General features: G+C 70.4%; 25 protein-coding genes. 11 read left to right on the forward strand and 14 right to left on the reverse strand.

The window, feature by feature from the left end:
- Window positions 1–403 precede the first annotated feature (403 nt).
- The 5 genes from AC0Z36_RS19525 to AC0Z36_RS19545 all read right to left on the reverse strand — a co-directional run bounded on the left by AC0Z36_RS19525 (window position 404) and on the right by AC0Z36_RS19545 (window position 5,840).
- Window positions 404–1,936: an asparagine synthase-related protein gene (locus AC0Z36_RS19525; RefSeq protein WP_485464236.1), complete on the reverse strand. Its 1,533-nt coding sequence runs from the start codon at window positions 1,934–1,936 to the stop codon at window positions 404–406.
- A 100-nt stretch (window positions 1,937–2,036) separates the two neighbouring features.
- Window positions 2,037–2,420 (reverse strand): hypothetical protein, encoded by a 384-nt coding sequence (locus AC0Z36_RS19530; RefSeq protein WP_485464237.1) that lies wholly within the window; start codon window positions 2,418–2,420, stop codon window positions 2,037–2,039.
- 8 nt (window positions 2,421–2,428) lie between these two features.
- Window positions 2,429–2,614 (reverse strand): hypothetical protein, encoded by a 186-nt coding sequence (locus AC0Z36_RS19535; protein ID WP_485464238.1) that lies wholly within the window; start codon window positions 2,612–2,614, stop codon window positions 2,429–2,431.
- A gap of 141 nt (window positions 2,615–2,755) precedes the next feature.
- Window positions 2,756–3,265: a 3'-5' exonuclease gene (locus AC0Z36_RS19540; RefSeq protein WP_485464260.1), complete on the reverse strand. Its 510-nt coding sequence runs from the start codon at window positions 3,263–3,265 to the stop codon at window positions 2,756–2,758.
- A gap of 139 nt (window positions 3,266–3,404) precedes the next feature.
- Complete coding sequence (locus AC0Z36_RS19545) at window positions 3,405–5,840, reverse strand: hypothetical protein (RefSeq protein ID WP_485464239.1); 2,436 nt, start codon at window positions 5,838–5,840, stop codon at window positions 3,405–3,407.
- 501 nt (window positions 5,841–6,341) lie between these two features.
- Here AC0Z36_RS19545 and AC0Z36_RS19550 point away from each other — a divergent pair.
- The 3 genes from AC0Z36_RS19550 to AC0Z36_RS19560 all read left to right on the forward strand — a co-directional run bounded on the left by AC0Z36_RS19550 (window position 6,342) and on the right by AC0Z36_RS19560 (window position 8,351).
- A complete protein-coding gene (locus tag AC0Z36_RS19550; RefSeq protein WP_485464240.1) occupies window positions 6,342–6,797 on the forward strand; it encodes a hypothetical protein in 456 nt (151 codons plus the stop codon).
- Window positions 6,794–6,997: a hypothetical protein gene (locus tag AC0Z36_RS19555; RefSeq protein ID WP_485464241.1), complete on the forward strand. Its 204-nt coding sequence runs from the start codon at window positions 6,794–6,796 to the stop codon at window positions 6,995–6,997. Before AC0Z36_RS19550 ends, AC0Z36_RS19555 begins: the two co-directional genes overlap by 4 nt.
- A gap of 79 nt (window positions 6,998–7,076) precedes the next feature.
- On the forward strand, window positions 7,077–8,351 hold the full coding sequence (locus tag AC0Z36_RS19560) for a site-specific integrase (protein ID WP_485464242.1): 1,275 nt from the start codon (window positions 7,077–7,079) through the stop codon (window positions 8,349–8,351).
- Window positions 8,352–8,581: 230 nt separating this feature from the next.
- Here AC0Z36_RS19560 and AC0Z36_RS19565 read toward each other — a convergent pair whose 3' ends face one another.
- Both AC0Z36_RS19565 and AC0Z36_RS19570 read right to left on the reverse strand, forming a co-directional pair.
- The gene (locus AC0Z36_RS19565; RefSeq protein ID WP_485464243.1) at window positions 8,582–9,256 is read right to left on the reverse strand and encodes a hypothetical protein; all 675 of its coding nucleotides are present in this window, start codon (window positions 9,254–9,256) and stop codon (window positions 8,582–8,584) included.
- 252 nt (window positions 9,257–9,508) lie between these two features.
- The gene (locus AC0Z36_RS19570; protein WP_485464244.1) at window positions 9,509–9,709 is read right to left on the reverse strand and encodes a type II toxin-antitoxin system VapB family antitoxin; all 201 of its coding nucleotides are present in this window, start codon (window positions 9,707–9,709) and stop codon (window positions 9,509–9,511) included.
- Between the two features lie 294 nt (window positions 9,710–10,003).
- Between AC0Z36_RS19570 and AC0Z36_RS19575 the strand changes: the two genes are divergently transcribed.
- The 6 genes from AC0Z36_RS19575 to AC0Z36_RS19600 all read left to right on the forward strand — a co-directional run bounded on the left by AC0Z36_RS19575 (window position 10,004) and on the right by AC0Z36_RS19600 (window position 15,144).
- On the forward strand, window positions 10,004–10,348 hold the full coding sequence (locus AC0Z36_RS19575; RefSeq protein ID WP_485464245.1) for a GntR family transcriptional regulator: 345 nt from the start codon (window positions 10,004–10,006) through the stop codon (window positions 10,346–10,348).
- Window positions 10,349–10,440: 92 nt separating this feature from the next.
- Window positions 10,441–10,797: a hypothetical protein gene (locus AC0Z36_RS19580; protein ID WP_485464246.1), complete on the forward strand. Its 357-nt coding sequence runs from the start codon at window positions 10,441–10,443 to the stop codon at window positions 10,795–10,797.
- Window positions 10,798–11,582: 785 nt separating this feature from the next.
- On the forward strand, window positions 11,583–12,680 hold the full coding sequence (locus AC0Z36_RS19585) for a tyrosine-type recombinase/integrase (RefSeq protein ID WP_485464247.1): 1,098 nt from the start codon (window positions 11,583–11,585) through the stop codon (window positions 12,678–12,680).
- A complete protein-coding gene (locus AC0Z36_RS19590) occupies window positions 12,677–13,006 on the forward strand; it encodes a helix-turn-helix domain-containing protein (protein WP_485464248.1) in 330 nt (109 codons plus the stop codon). The genes AC0Z36_RS19585 and AC0Z36_RS19590 overlap by 4 nt, the downstream gene beginning before the upstream one ends.
- Window positions 13,003–14,595 carry a hypothetical protein gene (locus tag AC0Z36_RS19595; protein WP_485464249.1) on the forward strand — a complete coding sequence of 531 codons (1,593 nt, stop codon included), beginning with the start codon at window positions 13,003–13,005 and terminating at the stop codon, window positions 14,593–14,595. The genes AC0Z36_RS19590 and AC0Z36_RS19595 overlap by 4 nt, the downstream gene beginning before the upstream one ends.
- A 42-nt stretch (window positions 14,596–14,637) precedes the next feature.
- The gene (locus AC0Z36_RS19600) at window positions 14,638–15,144 is read left to right on the forward strand and encodes a hypothetical protein (protein ID WP_485464250.1); all 507 of its coding nucleotides are present in this window, start codon (window positions 14,638–14,640) and stop codon (window positions 15,142–15,144) included.
- 280 nt (window positions 15,145–15,424) lie between these two features.
- On the opposite strand, the gene AC0Z36_RS19605 is transcribed toward AC0Z36_RS19600, so the two are convergent.
- From AC0Z36_RS19605 to AC0Z36_RS19630, 6 genes are read right to left on the reverse strand one after another with little or no spacing between them, the layout of a single operon-like run.
- The gene (locus AC0Z36_RS19605; RefSeq protein ID WP_485464251.1) at window positions 15,425–15,601 is read right to left on the reverse strand and encodes a hypothetical protein; all 177 of its coding nucleotides are present in this window, start codon (window positions 15,599–15,601) and stop codon (window positions 15,425–15,427) included.
- A gap of 38 nt (window positions 15,602–15,639) precedes the next feature.
- Complete coding sequence (locus AC0Z36_RS19610; RefSeq protein WP_485464252.1) at window positions 15,640–15,876, reverse strand: hypothetical protein; 237 nt, start codon at window positions 15,874–15,876, stop codon at window positions 15,640–15,642.
- A complete protein-coding gene (locus AC0Z36_RS19615; RefSeq protein ID WP_485464253.1) occupies window positions 15,873–16,136 on the reverse strand; it encodes a hypothetical protein in 264 nt (87 codons plus the stop codon). Before AC0Z36_RS19615 ends, AC0Z36_RS19610 begins: the two co-directional genes overlap by 4 nt.
- 44 nt (window positions 16,137–16,180) lie before the next feature.
- Entirely contained in the window at window positions 16,181–16,792 is a 612-nt protein-coding gene (locus AC0Z36_RS19620) for a cysteine peptidase family C39 domain-containing protein (protein ID WP_485464254.1), read from the reverse strand.
- A complete protein-coding gene (locus AC0Z36_RS19625) occupies window positions 16,785–17,777 on the reverse strand; it encodes a threonine/serine dehydratase family protein (protein WP_485464255.1) in 993 nt (330 codons plus the stop codon). The genes AC0Z36_RS19620 and AC0Z36_RS19625 overlap by 8 nt, the downstream gene beginning before the upstream one ends.
- Window positions 17,774–18,727: a D-alanine--D-alanine ligase family protein gene (locus AC0Z36_RS19630; RefSeq protein WP_485464256.1), complete on the reverse strand. Its 954-nt coding sequence runs from the start codon at window positions 18,725–18,727 to the stop codon at window positions 17,774–17,776. Before AC0Z36_RS19630 ends, AC0Z36_RS19625 begins: the two co-directional genes overlap by 4 nt.
- Before the next feature lie 134 nt (window positions 18,728–18,861).
- On the opposite strand from AC0Z36_RS19630, the gene AC0Z36_RS19635 reads away from it, so the two are divergent.
- Window positions 18,862–20,262, forward strand: coding sequence for a UDP-N-acetylmuramoyl-tripeptide--D-alanyl-D-alanine ligase (locus tag AC0Z36_RS19635; protein WP_485464257.1), 1,401 nt, complete (start codon window positions 18,862–18,864; stop codon window positions 20,260–20,262).
- Between the two features lie 195 nt (window positions 20,263–20,457).
- Window positions 20,458–21,780 (forward strand): helix-turn-helix transcriptional regulator, encoded by a 1,323-nt coding sequence (locus tag AC0Z36_RS19640; protein WP_485464258.1) that lies wholly within the window; start codon window positions 20,458–20,460, stop codon window positions 21,778–21,780.
- Between the two features lie 44 nt (window positions 21,781–21,824).
- Here the strand turns inward: AC0Z36_RS19640 and AC0Z36_RS19645 are convergent.
- Window positions 21,825–22,149: Tn3 family transposase (locus tag AC0Z36_RS19645; RefSeq protein WP_485464259.1), on the reverse strand; the 325-nt coding region annotated here is incomplete at its 5' end.

Genomic DNA, 22,149 nt, shown 5'->3' on the forward strand with positions numbered 1-22,149 from the left:
GGTGCACCTCAACCGCGGGCTTCGCGGGTTCTCCTGAGCAGCGTTCCGAGTTCACGGGCCCGGCCAGGCCAGACGGAAGGGGCCTTCGGCCCGTCAGGAAGATATAGCTGTGCCCCGGTTCGCATGCTGAGCAGAGGCAAGGTCCGGGGCTTACGAGGACGACCGTAGCAACTGTTCGGCGGCGGTCGCCACCGAATATGCATCAGGGGCCTCGGCGCCCAGAACTTCATTCGGCGTCGAGGCGACAGCAGATGAGCGCCCCTGATGTGGAATGGGGCATCGCGGCACTACACGGTGAACTGCCCCGTATGTAGCCGCGGCCGGGGTTGAGCCTGAGGCAGCCCGTACAGACGATGATGCCCGGAACGCTGAAGCGTTCCGGGCATCATCGTGAGCGGCGGGGCTACCGGGAGAGCCGCAGGTCCCAGCCGTCTCCGGTGCGGGTCAGGGCGGGGGTGTAGGTGGCGGGGGCGGGGCGCCGGGCCTCTTCCCACTGCTTCAGCCAGTCGCGCAGGACGGTCAGGGACGGGGAGTCGGGGGCGTCGGCGAGGATCGTGCCGTCCTGCTGGATGACGGCGGCCGTCGTGGTGGTGTGGCCGATCGCCCACAGGTCCGGGCTGAGCCCGGCCATGGTGAGGCGGTGGTCGCCGCGGGTGGCGGCGAAGGTCCGCCAGGACGGCAGGTCGATCTCCGCACCCTGGTACGGCTCGGTGTGCGCGTCCTTCAGCAGCCGCTCCAGGGCGGTGCGGGCACCGGTGTGCAGGTGATCGTCCTCGCCTCGCCAGGCGATGGAGATCCAGGAGGGGGCGGGGAGACGGTTCTCCCAGTCGACCCACCGGCCGGGCAGGTCGAGGTTGTCCTTCGGCGAGCTGGTGGCCTCGATGTACCCGCCGGTGAACACCTCCTCGACCACCGGCTCGCCGGCGCTCACGCGGATCTTGGCGACGACGGTCATGTTGGGCACGGCCGCGATCGGCAGCGGAGCGACGATGAGGCCGCCGTCAACGACCTGGTCCACCCACGCCTTGGGCAGCAGCGGCGGGGTGCACCAGGCCACCATTCGGTCGTACGGGGCCCGGCCGAGGACCGCCCAGGCGGAGGTGTGCCGCAGCCGGGCATGGCCCAGCGCGTGGGCCCAGGCCCGGCGGTGCTGCCGCTCGCGCAGCAGGTCGGCGAGGTAGGAGGAGGGGGCGGACAGCACCGCGTCCCCGGCCGAACCGGTCAGGTGCAGGCCAGGGGCCGGGTGGTGGGCGGCCACAGTATCCAGCACGGCCCGCTTGATCGAGGCGGTGACTGCGTACGCGTTGGGGGCGTCGGTCACCGGCAGTCTGCTCAGGTCGTCCAGGCCGTCGTAGTAGACCGTGTTCACGGTGCCCGCGACCGCGTGGTGGGTGAGATTCGGTACCGCTGTGGCAGTGCGGGTCGCGTACGGGAGGTCGTCGTCGCGCAGGCGTTCGTCGGCGAACGTCACCGCGGTGACCGGGCCGCGCTGCGCGGCGAGGCAGGCCAGCGTCGTGGAGTCCAGTCCCGCCAGGTCTGCGCTGACCGGGCGGCCGTCGAGCCGGGTGGCGACGGCTTCGACCAGCGCGGCCCGTACCGTCGCCGCGGCGACCGGCAGATCCACGCGCCCATACTCGGCCGGCTCGAACCGCACCGTGCGGGTGCCCGAGGGGTCGGCCAGCAGCAGGTGCCCGCCCGGCACCCGGTTGACGCACCGCAGGAGGCTGCGCTGGGCCAGGAAGTCAGGCTGGGCCAGCGCGAGATGCGCGGCCAGCGCGGTGGGGTCGACCGGCGCCCCGTCGAGGGCGGCCAGCGCCAGCGCGGACGTCGCCCACCACAGCGTGCCGCCGTGGCTTCGCCAGTACCTGGAAGAACGCCCGTGATCTACGACCCGACCTACCGTACGAAGGGCGCCCCCGTCCTCGGCGTTCCCCATGGCACCCCGGGCACCTTCGGCGTCCATCACCCCGAGACGGAGACGGAGACGGACGAAGCACAGGACGAGCACGCGGCTGCTGTCACCGCATCAGGCAGCCTCAGGGGCCGACAAGTGCGGTGATGAGCTTGCGGGCCGCCACCTTGGTCAGCCGCCCCAGCGCCGCCTGCGTCTTCTCCTCGGCGCCGCGCGGCGCGACGCCAGTGCGCGTGACCGCCTTGTTGAACGCGGTGTCGAACCGTTCGCGTCCGGCCTTGGCGAGGAGGGTGTTCAGGTACTTCAGCTGGGCCGGGGTGGCCGGGTCCTTCTTCGACTGCGCGGAGCGTTCGCGCCGGTCGGCGTACGCCGCGTCGTTGTCCGCCTTGCGCTTCTTCTCGGCCGCCTCGCTGCGGTCCATCACGTGCACGGTCTCCGCCCAGCCCTCGCCGGGCTTGCCGGTGACCGCCTCCCAGAGCGCGTTCGCCGTCAGCGCCGACTCGTCCACGTCCTCGGTCAGGCCGGGCCCGACCAGGGCACCCAGCCGCTGCCCGCACGGACGACGGTGAACCCGGCGGGCTCGGTCACCCAGTTCAGCCCGCACCCGCAATGGGTGTCGTGGTAGCGGCGCCACTTCGTGCCCAGCGCCTCGTAGATGAGCTTGTCGCCGTAGTGCTTGGTGTCCCGCGTGAATCCCGACATCGCGGCAGTGTCCCACCGCGCCAATGTTGGTCGCAGCCCTCTGTCACTCGTACGGGGGTGCGTCCTGGCCCGAGTTCGGTGGGCCCGGACGAACCCGGGCTCGCCCCGCTACCGTTATGGACGCACCAACCGCGAGTTCGGCTATGAGCCCCCTTCGGAAATCTCGAACTCACGGCCTTTCGCCATCGCACGCACCCGGTCGAGCAGGACGGCGGTGTCGCCGTGGGAAGTGTGGTCGCCTCCGAATCGGATCCGTCGGTAGCGCTGTTCCTCGGTGTCCCACGTCATGGTGTAGCGGCTCCAGGCTTCCATGGCGCACCACCAGCGGCCCCGCCGGGTCCAGGGGCGGGGGAGCGGGCGGAGCGGTAGTCGGGTCCACTCACGACGCAGCACGCCCTGGTCGAAGCCGGCCTGGTAGGCGATCAGTACGTCCGCCTCGCTGAGTACATCGTCCAAGGGCTGGGCGATCCGCTCGAAAGCTGGGCATCCGCGCAGGTCATCATCGGTTATCCCGTGGACGGCCGATGCCTTCTCGTCCAGCGCGCGGCCCGGGTGGATGCGCTCGTGGAATCGGGCTTGGCCAGCTGCGTCAAGGACGCAGACCTCAATGGCCCGGGCGTCAAGAAGTCGGTCGGTTTCAGTGTCGACCAGGAGGACGCGTCCGAGAGGAAGCCGTAGGAGATCGGCTGCTTCCGCAGCGGCACGGAGCTGGGCGAGGCGAAGCTGCTCGTATCACTGGGGAGAGTGAGCGTGTCGGGGCCGTATCCGTCGGCTCGTTCGGGGGCCTGCATCACTGATCTCCCGGGTCCGGGGCCGACGGGGCGGTGAACGCGTCTCGGATCTGCTGGAGCACGTCGTACAGGCGCTGGGCCGGCTGACTGCTCGTCGCACCCAGGTCCTCGCGCGCGGCGTCGAGCAGGACGGTCAGACTGCGGCCGGAGATTCGGCCGGTGGCCGGGCGGCGTACGTCGGCGAGCGCAGCGTGGAGCTGCTTGCGGTAGTCGGCGGGCTCGACGCGGGACAGGCGGCCTCGCTTGGGATCCAGCCTGCTGGCCGCGTCGAACAGCATGGTGCGCAGGTCCGGTGGGATGTCGTTGAAGGCGTCGTCGTCCAGCGGCGGGAGCGGGTGGTGGGTGGCTTCCGCGTCGGCGACGTGCATCGTCGCGGCGTGGGCGTCGCGGTAGGGGTAGCGCCGTCGGCCGGTCGTGAGCGTACGGCGGCGGTGGGTGGCGCCCCACCAGCTCGGCCGGCCGTCTCGGATCTCCGGGGTGACGGTGCCGACGGGGGTCTCGTCGGCGAGTACGAGGTAGGCACCGAGACGGTCGGGGTCGGGGTCGAGGCGCCAGGTGCGTCCGCCCAGTTCGCCGACGAGGACCGGTTCACCGGCGGCGACGGGTTCAGCGGTGGCGGGCAGGGCGGCCAGTAGTCGGCGTGCGTGCTTGCTACGGCCGAGGTCGCGCGGTTCGAGCGCGGCGAGCAGGGCGATGTCGCCGGGCAGCGGGGCCCGGCTGGCGATCCGCAGGGCGGCGACGCGGACGGGGTCGGGGAGCTGGGCGAGGGAGCCGCCGCGCTCGGCGGTGGCTGTGGCGAGCGGTGCGGCGGCCAGGACGAGTTCGGTGGCTGCCTCATCGGTCAGGGCCGCGAAGTCGGGGGCGGGCTCGACCGTCCGGTTCGGGTGGAGACGCAGCTCGGCCTCGATGACGGCCCTCGCGGCGCTGTCGCGGTTGCGGTGGTGCTTGTCGCGCCCGCGGGGGTGTACGGGCATCAACTGGTGCCGGGCGGACCATCCGCTCAGGGACTGCCTGCCGGTGATGGCGTGCTCGGGCTGGACGGAGCCGACCAGCTCCCCATCGCGCAGAACGGTCCAGGTGTCCCAGTACTCCTCGCGCCGCACCAGGCTCCAGCCGGATCCCGCGCGAATGCCGAGGTCGACAATCGCGGCCGGTGGCCCGCCGGTCGGCGTCTCCTCGTCGGAGTCGGCGGCGGCATCCTCCGTCTGCTCGTCGGGATCGTCCGTGGCGGGTTGATCGGCGGCGGGTTCGGCGACCGCCTGCGGGCGGGCGTCGAACTGGGCGCGGAGCGTGGCGGCCTCTGCGGTGAGGGCCGCGAAGCGTTCACCGGCGGCGGCCAGTTCCTGACGGCGCGCGTCGCGTTCGGTGGTGAGCTGCTGGTCACGGTCACCCACCTGCCGGGTGAGGTCTTCCACCCGGGCGGTCAGGTTCTCGGCTCCGGAGCGCAGGGTCGCCAACTCGGTGCCGGCCGTACGGGCTTCCCTCTCCAGCTCGGCGTTGCGCGTCGTCAGGGTCTCCACCTGGGTGGTGAGCTGCCCGGCCTGGGAGCGGGCGGTCGCCAGCTCGGTGCTGGCCGTACGGGCTTCGCCCTCCAGCACAGCGTTGCGTGCCGTGAGGGCCTGCAGCTGTGGGCGGAGAGCCGTGAGTTCGCCGTCCAGCCGCCCGGTCCGCTCGGTGAGGGCGCTGTGCTTCCCCTCCAGGCCGCTGTGCTGTTCGTCGAGCTGGCGGTGCTGTTCGGCGAGCTGCTCGCGGGCCCCCTTCTCCTGCCGGTACGAGTCCCGCAGTTGTCCGCGGCGGGCCTGGAGCTCTTCCAGGGCCTGGCGGTCGGTGGTGGCGCGGGCGTCGGCGTCGGCGGCCTCCCGCAGAGCGGTGGACGCTTCGGCGTACGCGGAGTCGCGGTCGGCGAGTGCGGCGGCGACGGCCAGCAGGGCCCACTGCGTGCCGGTGCGGGCCGCAGCGGCCTCGCGCCCGGCGGCGGCGCGGGCCTCATCGGCGGCGGCGATCCGTTCGGCGGCAGCCCGCTGCACCTGGTCGATGTGCGCGGCAACGGCATCCGTATCGGCGGCGGCCTGTTTGCCCTCCTCGATCGCCTGGAGGGAGGCGAGGGCGCGGGGGATGAGCTCGGCGAGAACGGACTCCTCGCGGGCACGTCGCTCCAGCAGGGTGGTCAGCGGCGTGGTCCGGTCGGAGGCTGGCGCGTCCTGCCCGGCGGCTTCGGCTTCGAGGCGTCGTTGCTCTGCCTTCTCGGACCGATAGGCCCGCTGCCGGTCGGCGGGGTTGTTGTGGTCGGGGCAGAACCCGGGGGGCGGGCCCGATTTGCCAGGGCGCGGGCGCTCGCGCTCGGCGCTGCACTCCGGGAACCGGCAGTCACCGATGCCGCCTTGAGCTGCCAGTTTTCGGCTCAGCCAGGTGTCGGTGCTCTGCTCGACGGTCATCCGGGCCCCGCGCCTTCTTCTCCAGAACGGCTTGTGTGCTCGGTCCGGGCCTCTGCGGGCCCTTCTCGGCAGTTCCCACAGCATAGCGAACACACTTCAGTATTTCAACTCAACTCAAACACGACTAGAGTTGAAGTTTATTAATTGAGTTGAAACATGGTTTGAGCTGCATAGATCTGACAAGAGCCGTTCTAAGACGTGATGTGTAATCTCGTTATGATTGCCTGGTGATGGCCATTTCAGCTCGCAGATCGCCTCACAGAGTTTGTCCGTGGAGCGCGCCGGGTGCCCTACCCCCCGCGACGCGCGATCCCGGAGGATGGCTCTCACAGAACTTGTTGAACCTTCAATTATGTCGAGATCGGGGGCACCAGGTCCTGATTCGGGATACGCTTTCCTTACCCGGAATCAGAAACCCGGCGAGGACACGACAACAGGCGTCAGCGTGCAACGAGCGGACGCAACGACATGGCCGGGGCGGCCCGAGCACGGGGGAGCAGGATGACCGGGGAGATCCCACAGGGGCCGGCACTGGACGCCGCCGCGCCGTCGTTCGTGGAGGCCCAGCGGTTCCTGGAGGCCGAGGCCAAGCGCCGTGGCCTCAGCGTCACCGAGCTCGTCGCCCGCGCGAACCGCCGGCACGCCCCCGCCGACACCGACCCGCAGGGCAGCCTCACCCGGTGGGCGTTCCAGCGGGGCGGCGCGGACAAGACGGCGGCCACCGGCCCGCTGCCGCTCCCCGACCCGGCCACCGGCCCGGTGATCGTCTTCGACTGCACCGAGGGCGCCGTCTTCACGGGCACCGTGCACAGCGGGAAGACCAGCGAGGCCGACCGGATCCGGGCCGACCTTCAGGCCCGCGGCGCCCGCTGCCAGGAAGAGACCGTCACCCGCGGTGGCCGCGAACTCGTCGAGTTCAGCGTCGAGCGGCCGGAACCCGGCGAGGAAGTCCGATGACCACCCGGCAGACCCAGCCCCCGGCCATGCCCGAGCCGGGCCAGGGCGCCCTGTTCCCGGTGACGGTATCCACCCGCCTGTTCAGCCATCAGGCGGCCCGCGACATCCGGCCGTCGTACGAGCTGAGCCCGCCGCTGGAGACCCTGTGGTGGAAGGCCCCGCCCACCGCCGAGGACCCCGCGCAGGACGGGGCGGCATGAGACCGCGCCCGACTGCATCCCGTACGGGCGCCGACGCCCTGGCCCTCTTCCCGTCCCGCCGCACCAGGAGCCGTAGCCGATGACGTCCAACGAGCTCGTCCCCCTGACGCCGGCGCGCCCCCCGGCCATGCGCCGCCGTCGCGCCGAGCCAGACATCGTCAGCGTCACCGGAGAGCGGATCTCGGCCTCGGCCGCCCGCAAGCTCACCAACTCCATCCCGCGGAACAGCCGGGACGCGCGCGCCAGCCGCTGGCGCTCCTACAGCCTGTGGTGCCAGAGCTACGACTGGGCCGAGGACGAGGCCAACGCCGTCCTGTCCTACCTCTCCGACCTCGGCGACCGCGGCCACCCCTCGAAAACGATCGAGGCCCACTTCGGCACGCTGCGCGCCATGCGGGCCATCCAGAACACTCCGCTGAGCAAGGCGGAGATCAAGGGCTGCCAGCTCGTCGTCCGCCACCGTGCGGGCGAGGAGGCCGACGACCCGACCCTGGAGCCGGGCCCGCTCCAGGCCGACGGCGTCGACCTAGAGGAACTGCGCCAGATGGTGCGGACCCTGGACCGCTCCACGGTGCGCGGCAAGCGTGACGCCGCCACGCTGCTCATCGACTGGTGGATGGCCGGCCGCGCCTCCGAACCGGCCCGGCTCAACCTGCACGACGCCGTCATCACCACGGTGAAGATCGAGGACGAGACCGGCAAGAAGATCGAGCACCCCGCCCTGATCATCAAGGTCCGCCGGTCCAAGGCCGACCAGAAGGCGCGCGGCAAGGAGGTGCGCATCCTCGCCCCCGGCGAGACGGAGCTGTGCCCCATCCACGCCCTGCGCGAGTGGCTCGACGTACTGGCCGACGACGGCCAGCTCACCCCCGGCCCCCTGCTGCGCCGCATCGACAAGCACGGCAACGTCGGCGCCAAGGCGGCCGGCCGCCATACCAAGGACCCGCTGCGCCGCGGCGGGATCACCGGCGAGACCGTCAGCGACCTCATCACCGCCGCCGCCCGCGCCGCCGGTCTCACTCCGGACCCCGCCCCCGAGGAGCTGGCCGCCGCCGCCCAGGCACGGCAGGAGGCGCACGCGGCCGCGGCCGCCGCGCCCACGGCCGAGGAGGCCAACGCGATCATCAAGACCTGGCGTACCGGAGTCCGGATCGCCCGCGCCGCGGTTCGGCGCATCACCGGGCACTCCATGCGACGCGGCTGCATCCAGGCCCTGCTCGACGCCGGGAACCCGCCCGAGACCGTCGCCGCGCACTCCCGGCACTCGCTGCGCTCCAGCGCCTTCGACGCGTACCGGAAGAAGAAGATCCCCTGGGCACAGAACCCGACCCGCTTCTTGGGCCTCGCGGCCTAGAACCCGGCGGTCCCCCCAGGTGCGGTGCTCCATCAGTAGCTCGACCGAGAAGATCAGGAGTCTTCGTGCCCACCACCTACCCCGTGACCCTTCCACCGGTTCCCGACGATCCCGAGAGCGCCTGGCAGGCCGAGCAGGTCGGCGAACCGGTCTTCGAGCACCCCGATGAGGGATGGGCCTCGGTCACCAATACGTACGCGATCGACGCCGCCGACGCGACGGAGGCCGAGCTACGCGTCCTCGCCTGGATCGACCACAGTTACGAAGACGACCTCCGCCGGGCCACGGCCACCGCGTTGACCGAGGTCGGCCCTGCCCGCTGGCACGTCAGCCTCCGTATCCTCGGAGAGTTCTGAGCTCGCGGTCATGGCCGCGAGCCCGTCGTCGTACGCCTGGAGCAGCCGCTCGGTGATCGCCGGGAAGTGCCCGGCCAAGACCGCCAGGATCGCGGTGGCCGCCGCCTCCAGGAACGCGTGAAGGCTCTCGGGTGTGGTCCAGCGGCGCCGGGCGGAGACCTGGGCGAGCAGCATGCCGGGCTTGTGGCCGGCCAGCGGTGCCATGCCCGACTCCCGGGTGGGCCGCGGCCCGTAGACCTCCGCCCGCGCGCGGAACCAACCCTCGGCCGGATCGATCAGGTAGTCGACGGCGTCCGCGATCACCTGCGCCACACGGAGGCCCTGCGGGCCGGGCGGCAGCATCGTGGCCACCATCAGCGGAACGGTGAGCAGCTCAGCGCCTTCGGCCAGCCCCAGCGGATCGGGCGCCATCGGCACACCGTCGGGCGCGGGCTTCCCCGCCGCGGGGATCCGGCGGGCGCCCACCACGGCAGCGGCCTCGTTGTACGTCAGGCCAGAGGCGGCCATCTCCGCCCTGATCTCCAGCTTCCGAACGCGGTCGGTCGTCATGTTCAGCCCATGCCGCGGCACAGCCCCACGCCCGTGCCGCTTCGGGGAAGGCGGACGAGTTCACGACGCACGCGATTCGCAGAACCTCGCTCGAACATCGGGGCTCGGGCGTGGGCCGCGCACCGCTCGGGCACCGGCGTACGTGCACGCCGCACGGTCAACATACCGATGCCGCCGCGCTCGGGTTCCGGTGTGCTCAAAGTTGATCGAGGCAGCAGCCAGCTTCCGGGCCCGGAGCCGGTGAGGGCACAGCTACTCCCATACCCGCGCCTCGAACCCCGGGGCCAGCAATTCGTCGAAGGCACCCTCGCGGGACATCCTTTTGAGGTCTCGACGTGCCGCGGTCTCCACTACACGCCGGAGAGCCCCGTGGACCGTGTCCCGTTCCGTCGTCGTACCCAACGCCTCGGCGGCCTGATGGAGGAGACGTTCGTCAACTTCGATCAAGATCATTATGAATCCGCCCCGTCACAGCGACTCCGCAGGCCGCTCATCATTGACTCTAGGCAACCGTCTGCCTTGCAGTTCTCGCAGACCCGCAGCGCGACACGCTGCACCCCGTGCACGATTCTTCACCCCGTGCAGATTCGTTCGGGGTATAGATTTAGCCCGAAAACGCGAACGACCCCCAGTGCTTGGCGGCAGGGGGCCGTTCATTTTGGTTACGTGCGTCGAGAGTAGCGCGGAAGGCGGCCTGGTGCCGCGTGAAGCGGGTCACTCTTGGGGCGGACAGGAGCACACCCAGCTGTGACAGAGAAACATCAAGAGGACGAGATGGTGGTCGAGCTCGGACGCACCACCGCTCGTACGGAGTTCGCGCAGATCCCGGCATGGGTACTCACCGACTGCCGCGGCGAAGCCTGGCTGTACGGGCACATGTCTCTCCTGGCGAGAGGCGACACGTCGGTGAGTTTGCCCGTGGCGAAGCTCGCAGAGCGAATCGGCGTCTCCGACCGTACAGTCCAGAACGCCCTGCGCGGCCTCAAGAAGGCCGGAGCCGTCGAGGTCAAGCCACAGCACGCCCCCAGCGGTTCCCCCCTGGCGAACCTCTACGTTCTGCACCTCACCCCGCCGGAAGGCGGGACAGAGTGAGCGAACATGCGAAGCCCAAAGGGACCCCGAAGGATCCATCGGGGGATGCCAGTTTCGAGCGAGGCCGACGCCGTCGGTACCCGTTCACACAGTTGCCGGACTGGGTGCTGTTCGCCGACATCTCACCCGGCGCGAAGACTCTTTACTGGGCCCTTTACGTGCACGTCAACCAAGAACGCAAGGACAACACGGGCGACATGCGAGTGTGGCCGGGACAGAGCAAACTCCTGTTCATCTCCGGCATCAAGTCGAAGACGACGCTCCGCAAGTACCTCCACGAGCTCCGAAAGATCGGTGCGGCTGACTGGCGTACCGGTCGCAACCCTCATAACCCGCTACGCAAGCAGACGGTGTACCGGGTCCACGAAGAGCCCGAAGAGCACTACGCCGGCCCGTTGGACATCACGGATGTCTACAAGGCCTACGACGCTCAGGACGGCGACGACTGACCTCGGTGCCCCCTGGCTGGAGGACGTTCTGACCCCCGTGACCTACCCGGTCGCGGGGGTCTTTCACACGCCCATGAATCGGCGTCGCAGGCCATCGCCGCAGGTCAGCACGGAGGATCAGATTCTGACACTCCGGTGGATCAAAATCTGGTCCTCGGGAACGTCATTTTCTGACACTCGGGAAGATCAAATTCTGACTCTCGCGAGAGTCAGAATTTGGCCATAAACAAGACGAAGCTCAACCACATGAATATCTAACCCATACGAAGCTCAAAGAGAGGAAGGAGTTACAACATGAACCTCCGACCGCTTCGCGGACTCATCAACTGCCGGGGGCTAACGCCGCCCCCAGCCGCCCCGCGCCAGCGCCTTGGATGCGCTGGACCATCCCCCAGTCACCGATCTGCGCTACGCGCACCACTCCAGGCCCCAGGGGGCCTTCCATTGATCAGTGCCTACTGGATACCTGTGGTTGCCCGCCGTCGTGGCTCGGCACCCACCTGAGGTCTGGACGGCAACCACAGGACGCGCGCGCGAGGCCGCCACGATGATCGATACGCCGCGCTGCATCTCCGGCGAACGCCGGGAAGGGTCCGCGACCCCCAGCAACGTGACCGTTCCGGATCAGCTCTGGTGTGCGACATCCCGTGAGTTCCCTTGAGGCTCGGATGGCGTCCGGCCTGCTGGCCAGCGGGTTCTGGCGTCCTTGCGATCCGAGGGGCCCAGTGAAGGAACTTCAGGATTCATGAAGTAGTCTCAGTATTCACGATGGTTCTACTTTCCTCGTGAAGCTGAGGGGGCTCGGGTTGGCGCTGGCCGCCGTACGGGATCTGCGCGAGTTCCGGGCGCCGGCCTCGGCCGAGGAATTGGAAGCCTTCGAGACCGACGTGCTCGCGGGCTTCGTGCTGGCGCGGGCGTCGGCCGGGCTGACCGACGACACGATCCGGGGCGACGTCGGCCATCTGGACCAGATGCGGACGTGGTTCGGCCGTCCGCTGTGGGACATGGAGCCGACCGACGCCGACGCGTACTTCGGTCGGGTGCTGCGGGGCTCGCCCAGCGGCACCCGACTGGCCCGCTCGCAGGCACTGAGCACGTACTTCATGTTCCTGGAGCTGCGGCACAAGGTTGAGATCCACCAGCTGACCGGCCGTGTGGTCGAGTGCCCGATCGACGAGATGAACCGGCCGCGTGGCGCGAAGGACGCCCGGCTGCGGATCCCGCCGAGCGGGCCGGAGATGGTGCATCTCTTCACCGGCTGGGGCGGCGACCTGGCGACCTGCCGCAAGTTCGGCCCGACCGCCAGGAACTACACCGCCGCCAGGCTGATGTCGCAGGTCGGGCTTCGGGTGAGCGAGGCGTGCAAGCTCGACCTGGACGACATCAAGTGGGATCTGGGCCGGTTCGGAAAGCTCCATGTTCGCTACGGCAAGGGCGCCCGGGGCTCGGGACCGCGCGAGCGGATGGTGCCGCTGATCAACGGTGCCTACCGGACGCTTCGGTGGTTCATCGAGGACGTCTGGGGCCAGTTTGACGACGACCACACCCGCCCCGGCGCCCCACTGTTCCCCAGCGAGCGCAAGAACACCGACGGCTCCTCACGCCGGGTCGGCGACGACGCCCTGCGCAAGGGACTGGGCGACGCCGCAAAGCTCCATCTGCCGCTATGGGGTGAGAAGTTGACGCCGCACGTCCTGCGGCACTACTGCGCGTCGGAGCTCTACAACGGCGGCCTGGACCTAGTGGCAATTCAGGAGGTACTAGGACATTCCTGGATCGCCACGACGATGCGCTACATACATGTCCAGCAGACCCGGGTCGAAGACGCCTGGATCGCCGGACAACAGCGGGCCGCCAAGCGGCTGGAAGGACTCCTGGGATGAAGTGGAACCTGCGGCTGACCGCCGCCAACAAGGGCATCTGGAAAGCGTCCGAACTGCAGCGGAGCCTGGCCGAACACGGCCTGGTGATCTCCGCCGGAAAGATGTCCGGCCTGTGGTCCGGCCAGCCGATCTCACTCAAGCTGGAGGACCTGGACATCATCTGCGTCGTCCTCGGCTGCGAGATCGGCGACCTGCTGACCCCCGAGCCCGAGAAGGTCATCCGCCCCGGACAGCAGGAGAACCTGCGCGCGGCAGCCGGGGGGAGCGTCTCGCCGACGGCCGTAGTGCCCAAGCGGCGCGACGGCCGCTCACTGCCGCCGACATGAGCAGGTATCCCCGGGGCTACCGCACGCCCACCGCTTCCTGCGAGGGCTGTCTGGCCTGGGGAGAGTTCAGCGGCCGTCTCTGCCCGGCCTGCTACATGTTCGGCCGCACTCGCGACGACGCCGCCTGCGTCGGATGCGGGCGGCGGCAGCCGCTGAAGTGGGATTACTGCCGCCTGTGCTGGTGCCAGGCCCGCCTCAGCGCCAAGACCGCACCGGGCCAGCCCGCGGCCGAGGCGCTGGTGCGGGACCGGCTCGCCGATGTCGGTCACCACCAGCTGTTCTTCATGGGCCTGCACTACCGCAGGGGCTCGGCACCCGACGTTCCGCGCCGCGGCGGCCCCCGGGGATCGCTTCCCAAGCCGCCGCCCGCACCGGCCCGGCGGCCTGCCCCTCGCTGGAGCCAGTCGCCGCTGTTCGGGCAGGTGGCGCGGGACTACCGCCGTCTCGACCCCGCCGACAGCGACCTGGCCAGCCCCTGGCTGGCCTGGGCGAAATACCTCGTCCACCAGTTCGCCGAGGCCCGGGGCTGGGGACGCAACATACGCTTCGCCGTCAACCGCGCCCTGGCCCTCGTGCTCACCGGCTATGTCGACGGCGACGTCATCAGGCACAGCGAGATCTTCGAACCGCTCCGCGCCCTTGACCTGGGCGTCGGGCACGTCGTGACGGTCCTGCAGGAGATGGGGATCTTCCTGGACGACAGTGAGCCGTCCTTCGAGGGCTGGCTCGCCGAGCGCTTGGACGGCCTGGCTCCCGGGATCCGCGAGGAGGCCGAGCGGTGGACCCGTACTCTGCGCGACGGCGGCCCCCGCAGTCTTCCGCGCCGGGAGGGAACCGTCTGGCTCTACCTCAACCGGGTCCGCCCCGCGCTGCTGGACTGGTCCGAACACTATGACCACCTGCGGGAAGTGACCCGGGACGACCTGCTCGCCCACGTCAAGACGCTGCACGGCCGCCACCACCACGACCAGCTCGTCGCCCTGCGGTCGCTGTTCTCCTGGGCCAAGCGGTCCGGCCTGGTCTTCCGCAACCCGACCAGCCGCATCAAGGTCGGCCGCTACGAGTCCGGCGTCCTCCAACCCCTGGCCGCCGCCCAGGTCGACCGGGCCGTCGCCGCAGCCACCACCCCGGCCACCCGTCTTATCCTCGCCCTCGCTGCCGTGCACGCCGCCCGCGTCGCCCAGATCGCCACCCTCATGCTCGACGACACCGACCCCGGCAACCGCCGCCTGGTCATCGCCGGCCGCGTCCGCCCACTGGACGACCTCACCCTCAAGCTGCTGCTGGACTGGCTGGACTACCGCAGGAAGCGGTGGCCCAACACCGCCAACCTCCACCTGCTGATCAACCAGCAGACCGCGACGGGCACCGCCCGCTCCAGCAACCACTGGGTCAGCGCGGCCATGCGCGGACAGGATGCGACCCTGGAAAGGCTCCGCGTCGACCGGCAGCTCGAAGAGGCACTCGTCCAGGGCCCCGACCCGCTCCACCTCGCCGAGGTGTTCGGCCTCCACGAGACCACCGCCATGCGCTACGCGGACTCCGCCCGGGCACTTCTGGAGCAGGCCGCCGAGCAGTCCCAACCGTGAAACCTGTTCGACCGGAACGCAGCATCGAGCGATCATGGCGGTGTGACCTCGATCGAAGCAGCAGATGCCCTGCAGGACCGCGCCGTGCTCTGGAGCATCGGCGCGGCCCCGGCATACGAGGTCGTCACCGCCGCATGCAATGCCCTCGTTGCCGGACTCGACAGCCCCGCGCTTCTGGCCCTGGCATCACGCACACGAAGCGAAGCCGACTACGACGTTCCCGAGATCCTCCCGGCGGCCCTCGAAGAACTTGGCCTCACCTACTACGCTCCCGGGAGCCATGCCGGCGAAGAAGCTGCCGTGCGAGCTCTCGCCAACCAACTGCTGTCAGGCGAGCTGACGCCGAGGGAACTCGCCTTCCAGGCCCATCAGCGCTTCGGCCATCGACTTCCTCTGGCTGAACGGCTCGCCGAACTCGACGACGAGTACGACACCCTCGAATACAGCGGCAGAACACCCGCCCAGCTCGACGCTGACGTCACGTCCGAGGCCCACCGACTGGCACAACAGCCTCGGGGTTCATCTGAACCCACGGACACACCAGCCTGAAGCACATCCCCCGACCCGTGGGTTCGCACTGAAATACCCTCAGTTTTGCTGAACTTACGGGCCTTACCGGGGGTTACGAGGTGTTACGGCCGGAGGCCGCCCCCCGGGGGGCGGCCTCCGGCCGTAACACCTCGTAACCCCCGGGGTGAGGGCTGCCGGACCGGAAGGGGGCCCAACATGACCGGCCGGTCCGGCAGCCTCGGTGGCCGGGCAGGCTTCGAGGCTGCCGGCCGGTGCAGCGGATGCGGGCCGTGGGGCGACCACCGCACCACGCTGGTCTCTACCGCCGGGGCCACGGGCAACTGCCTGCCAGCATGGCCCATTCCTGATCCACCTGACCGGGCACGACACGCCCCTCCGCCGTCCAGTGGGCGGCCAGCGCCGCGAAGATCGGCTCACCCGGCGTGGGCGGAGCCGTTTCGGTGCAGCCGGCGACCGGCACGGGCCGCGTCGTCATCGTGGTCACGCAGCTTCAACGCGTGAACGCGGTCGGAGTCACCGATGGCGGGAGCGGCGTTCGCGCAGCGCGGTGCGTGCCTGGGTGATGCCGATCAGGAGCCCGAACTCCTGGAGCGCGATGTGCTGAACGTCCTCAGCGGACGCGGGCCGGCCCTCGCTGCTGCGGGCGTGCGCGAGTTCGGCGGCACCCAGGGCGAGCAGTTGCTCGCGGTCCCGCTCGTCGTGCTGGTCGGTGGTGTAGGCGGCCAGGACCTGCCGCCAGATCCCGCTCACCGCTCGCGGCCGTCGCGCGGGGCGGGGACAGCAGTGACGTACGCGTCCTGCGGCGGCTCGTCTGTCTCCGTCTCGGGCCGGTACACGCCGAAGGGCCCCGGCATTCCGGGGACGGCGCCGAGGACCGGGCATCCCTTCATTCGGTGCGGGAAGTCGTAGATCACGGGTTCTACCAGGGCTTTCATCGAGCGGTCACCGTCGCGGGCCGACAGTATCGGGCGTCGGGCGGGCGCGGTCTGGAACCGGGCCGGGTCCGTCACATCCTGTCCCCGGCCCGGGGCTTGGGTCAGCGGCGCCGGCAGTGTCAGGTCAGTGACACGCCGCGGCCGCCGAAGAACTCGGCGAAATCGGCCACTGGCAGGCTCGCCGTACGGGCCTGCTCGGTGTGGCCGGACGGGTTGCGGAAGTGCACGGTGTCGCCCTGGCGGCCGGTGACGAGCACGAGGTGCCCGCCCTTGCCGGGGGCGGGGTTCTCCGGGCGGCGGATCTCCTTGTGCACGGAGGCCATCACCATCCGGCCGCCGTCGAGGAGGTCGAGGAGACCGGGCACGGTCAGGTGCGGGTACACCTCGGCGCCCAGCGGGTGGACGTCCAGCACGTACTGGACGAACGGGGCGTAGATCAGGCCGCGGATCGCGCCGGTGTCCACATCCTCGGTGTACGCCCCGTACTTCCGGGCGCCGTCGAGGAGTTCGAACATGGTGGGCGCCTCGCCCGTACGGGCCAGGAGCGCCATGCGCAGGCAGGCCATGCCGCACATGTGGCCGGACCACCGGCCGTAGGTGTCGCGGTCGGGGGCGCCTGACTCCTCCCAGCGGGGATCGTCGTCGTGGGCGCGGCCCCCGTAGGCGAAGGCGTGGATCAGGTCCGCGCTGACGTACTGCGTGATCGTGGGGAACGGGTGGTGATCAGACACGGGCGGGTTCCTTCCGGCGGGCGCTCTGGCTGATCAGCCGGTGGAAGGTGGGCCAGTCCACGCCGCCACCAGAGATCACCACCCCGATCATCCCCGACTCATGGGGGATCAGGCCGCCAAGGACGGCGGCCAGGGCGCAAGCGCCACTGGGTTCGGCGACGACCTTCAGGTGACGGAAGGCGAACGCCATGGCGGCCGTGATGTCCTGGTCGGTCACGGTCACCACGTGGTCGAGGAGACGTGAGTTGACGGCCCAGGTCAGCGGCGAGGGGCTGGTGTGCCCGAGGCCGTCGGCGATGGTGGCGGGGACCTCGGGCAGGGCGATGCGCCGGCCGCAGCGCATCGACAGCAGGGTGTCGGCGCCCTCCTGCGGTTCCACGCCGATGACCTTGATGCCGGGGTTCAGGTGCTTGGCGATCGTGGCGGTCCCGGCGGCGAGTCCGCCGCCGCCGACGGGGACGACGAGGGTCTCGATCTCGGGGTGGTCGGTGAGGAGTTCCAGGGCGGCGGTCCCGGCCCCGGCCATGATGTGCCGGGAGTTCGCCGAGGGGACTATGGCCAGGCCGTCACGGGCGGCGATCTCGGCCACGAGGGCGTCGCGGTTCTCGGCGTCCCGGCGGTAGGTGACGACCCGGCCGCCGAGCGCGCGGATGCCTTCGACCTTCGGGGTCGGGGCGTCGGCGGGGATGACGACGGTGGCCGGCACTTCGAGGAGCCTGCCGGTCAGGGCCAGGGCCTGGGCGTGGTTTCCGGAGGATGCGCCGATCAGACCGCGGGCGCGTTCCGTGGTGGGGAGGGAGGAGGCGTGGTGGTAGGCGCCGCGGAACTTGAAGGAGCCGGTGCGCTGGAGGCTCTCCGCCTTGCACACCACCGGCCAGCCCGCCGCCTGGTCGAGGGAGAGCGCGGACAGGGCCGGGGTGCGGGCGGCGACCGGGGCGAGGTTGGCGGCGGCGTCCTCGACGTCGCGCGCGGTCAGTTCGCTCACGGCCGGTACCCCTCACTGGTGGTGGCGGTGGCGAGGATCATGCGGATGAGCTGGTCGTAGTCGATACCCGCCGCGCCTGCCATGGTGGCGAGGTTCCCGGTGTGGGAGAGGCCCGGCAGGGTGTTGACCTCCAGCCAGACCAGGCTCCCGTCGGGCGTGACGATGAAGTCGGAGCGGGAGTATCCGGTGCAGCCCAGGGCGCTGTGCGCGGTGAGCGAGGCGGTGGTGATCGCGTCGAGGGTGGCGCTGGGGAGTTCGGCCGGGCACCGGTAGTGGTACTTGGTCTTGTCGCGCTTGGTGGCGTAGTCGTAGAACTCGGCGTCGGTGGGCAAGGTCTCCAGCGGCGGCAGGGCCACCGGGGAACCGTCGACCTCCAGGATTCCGCAGGTCACCGGTGTGCCGGTGGTGAACGGCTCGGCGAACCACCCGTCGGCGGCCTTCACCGTGGGCAGAGCGGCGGCGAGCTCGGCGGTGTCGTGGCAGACGCTCATGCCGATCGAGCCGCCTTCGGACAACGGCTTGAGGATCAGCGGGAACGCCATCGCGTGGGTGATGACCTGGGTGATCGTGTCGCGGTCACGGGCCGGGACGTTGACGGAGGGCAGGACCGCCACGCCGGCGGCGGCCGCGACGGTCTTGGCGAACGTCTTGTGCATGCCGATCGCCGAAGCAGTCACGCCTGAGCCGGTGTAGGGGATGTTCAGGGACTCCAGTAACCCCTGGAGTTTGCCGTCCTCGGCGTACTGTCCGGCGATGGCCAGGAACGCCGTGTCGGCGCCGCGGACCTGGTCGGCGAAGTCCTTGTCGGCGGCGTCCAGGAACACCGTGGTGTAGCCCTGCCGTTCGAGTGACTCCAGGGCGGCGCGGCCGGACATCAGGGACCGTTCCCGCTCGGTGGACCTGCCTCCGGAGACAACGGCGATCCGGCCGGGTTCGAGAGATTGCGTCATCAGTTGGTGCTCCTGTTCGTGGGTGCTCTGGCCGGTCTCGGATGTGCCGGCCCGTCAAGGCGCTACGGTCGAAAAGCCGAACCGGTGGCCTGCTGGCCGTGCCGGGCAAGCCCTGCTGATGCGGAGTTCGTCTCGTGATCCCCCTCTCGCTCGAAGCCGTCGCGGCCGCCGTCGGCGGCCGTCTGTGCGACGTGCCGGACCCGTCCGTGCTGATGACCGCGCCCGCGGTCGTCGACTCGCGCACGGTTCAGCCCGGTGGCCTGTTCGCCGCGCTGCCCGGTGAGCACGCCGACGGGCATGTCTTCGCGCCGAACGCGGTGAAAGTCGGTGCGGTGGCGGTCCTGGCCACCCGGCCCGTCGGCGTCCCGGCCGTGATCGTCGACGACGTGCTCGACGCGCTCGCAGCACTGGCCCGCACCGTGCTGGCCGCCGTACCGGAAGCAACGGTGATCGGGCTGACCGGCTCGGCGGGCAAGACCAGCACCAAGGACCTGATCGCCCAGGTCCTCCCAGAACTCGGGGAGACGCTCGCCACGGTGCAGTCGTTCAACGGCGAGATCGGCATGCCACTGACGATCACCCACCTGGACCAGGGCGTCCGCTACCTCGTGCTGGAGATGGGCGCCCGCGGTATCGGCCACATCGCCCACCTCACGCGTATCGCCCCGCCCACGGTCGGGCTGGTCCTCAACGTGGGAACCGCCCACGTCGGCGAGTTCGGCGGACGCGAGCAGATCGCGAAGGCCAAGGGTGAACTCGTCGAAGCACTCCCCGCGGACGGCCTGGCGATCCTCAACGCCGACGATCCTCTGGTCACCGCCATGACCTCGCGCACCCGCGCCCGGGTGCTGACCTTCGGCATCGAGGCCGAGGCCGACGTACGCGCCCTGGACGTCGCCCTCGACACCTCGGGCCGGGCCTCCTTCACCCTCGCCGCCGAGGGTGCTCAGGCGCGGGTCGATCTGACCCTGCACGGCGCGCACCACGTCTCGAACGCGCTGGCCGCCGCTGCCGTCGCCATCGGGCTGGGCGCCGGCGTGGAGAAGACGGCCGCCGCTCTGTCCCGCGCGGTCCTGGTCGCGTCGGGGCGCATGGAGGTCACCGACCGGCCCGACGGGGTGCGGATCATCAACGACGCGTTCAACGCGAACCCCGATTCGATGAAGGCTGCATTCTCGGCGCTTGAGGCCATGCAGGACGGCCGCCGGACCATCGCGGTCCTCGGCGAGATGAAGGAGCTCGGTGCCGACGGAGGCGAGGAGCACCGGCAAGTCGGCCGTCTTGTCGCCACCGCCGGCATCGACGTGCTGATCGCGGTCGGCGGCGACGACGCGCGGGCCATGGCCGAGGCTGCACAGCATGACAACCCGCAGCTGAAGGTCGTGGGCGCCCGCGACCGGGACCACGCCCTGACCCTGGCCCGCGACCTGATCCAGCCGGGGGACATCGTCCTGGTCAAGGGCTCCCACAGCGTCGAGCTGGAGCACACGGCGGAGCGACTGGCCCAGCCCGGCCCGGCGGCTGACGACAGGTAGACGAAGGTTCGGCACCGCAATCACTCCTGCCACCGTTGAACGCAGCGGGCCGCAGCGCTTTCCGTCGTGCTGCGGCCCGCTGCCGTGGGGAGCCGCCCATATGGCGACTACGACCAGTCAACGGCGCACCCGGATCGGTAGTCGGCTGCCAGGCTGTATGCCAGGGTGTAGGCCAGTGACGAGGGGACGCCCGCGATGGAACAGGCATACACACCAGGGCAGTTGATCAAAGCGGCCCGAGAGTCCCGGCTCATGTCGCAGCAGGACGTGGCGGACGCGCTGAACACCACCGCGGGGACCGTGAGCCTGGGGCGGCACAGCGTCTACCGGTGGGAAGCCGGGCTGCGGCTGCCGGAAGAGTGGTGGCCCGTGCTCTGCCGGGTCCTGGGCATCCCCCACGACGTCATGGAAACGGCCGTGGCACGCACGGTGGCGCTCCGCAGCGGAACCCGGACCCCGGTTCCGCTCGCCCTGGCCGGTGGCCTCTGGGACCGGGCACAGGTGGATACGCTCGCGGCCATGCTCGACGGCGACCAAGCGGTGACGGCGGACAACGCGGCCGCCATCGCCCACGCATGGCTCGTGACACCGCCGCCCCAGGTCGTGCACCAGCACGCCGGCCGCCGCATCGGCACCGAACTCCTCGACGATCTCGACCAGCGCACCGTGCGGCTACGGCGCCTCGACGACTTCGCGGGCGTCACCGTGCTGCTTCCGGCGGTGATGCAGGAACTGCGGGAAACGGTGAAGCTCGCCCGGGAGGCGTCCTACACCGAACAGAGCGGGCGACGTCTGCTGGCACTGCTCTCCGAGCAGGCCCAGCTGGCGGGCTGGGTGGCCTGCGACGCCGGCCGCGTGGATCAGGGCGTGAGCCTGTACCTGGCCGGGATCAAGGCAGCGCACGCCGCCGGAAACCGCACGCTGGCGGCCCTGAACCTCGGATGCGCGGGATACGCCTACGCCAACAACGGCCGGCCGGACGAAGGACTCCTGATGGCCCGCTCCGCCCTGGCGGGATGTGACGGGACCGCGAGCCCGCTGGAGCGCACTCTCTTGTTGGACAAGGTCGCCTGGACGGCCGCCATGGCGGGCGACGCCCGCGAAGCGCAGTGGGCGGTCGGACGCTCGACTACCTCCCACGACCAGGTCGACGACGACGCGGAGCGGCCCGACTGGCTGTACTGGTGCTCGCGGGACGAATCCGACGTGATGGCGGGCCGGGTCTTCACCGAGACCCACCGGCCACTGCGGGCCGTACCCCTGCTGACGGCCGCGCTGGAGCGCTACGACACCACCCACGTCCGCGAAGTCGCCCTGTACTCGTCGTGGCTGGCACAGGCATACGTGGACGCCAACGAAATCGACGAAGCCGCCGCGGTCGCCTCGCGGGTCTACGACCTGGCCGCCGCCTCCGACTCCCCACGGGCCGTGAGGCGCCTGGACACCGTCCTGGCCGCGCTCGCGCCACACCGGGACACTCCCGCGGTGCGCGACCTCCTGGAGCGCGCCGCCTCGTAGCGGGGGCCGATGCGCCGCCGGGCCGGGCATATCGGCCGGCGCCTCTACTCATCCCCACCGTCCTCGTCATCGTCGAGCTCGGGGGCGTCCGGGTCGCGCAGCGGGCGCAGTCCCTGGGACGGGGTGGAGGGGGTGAAGCTGTAGCGGCCCAGGACGTTGAGGTTCTTGAACTTCAGCGGGGACAGGCGGGCGACATCCTCATCGCGGATCTCGTGGCCCTCGGCCCGCAGCTGGGCGACCGCGGCGTCGATGTACTTCGTCGTCCAGAAAGTATCCGGTTCACTCGATTGCCCCGGATACTTGGTGGAATTCCCTCTACATGGACGCCGCCGTCGGGGAGTTGGAGGCCGGCGGGCTGACCGTCTCCCC

The sequence above is a fragment of the Kitasatospora sp. UYEF31 genome, assembly GCF_057291755.1.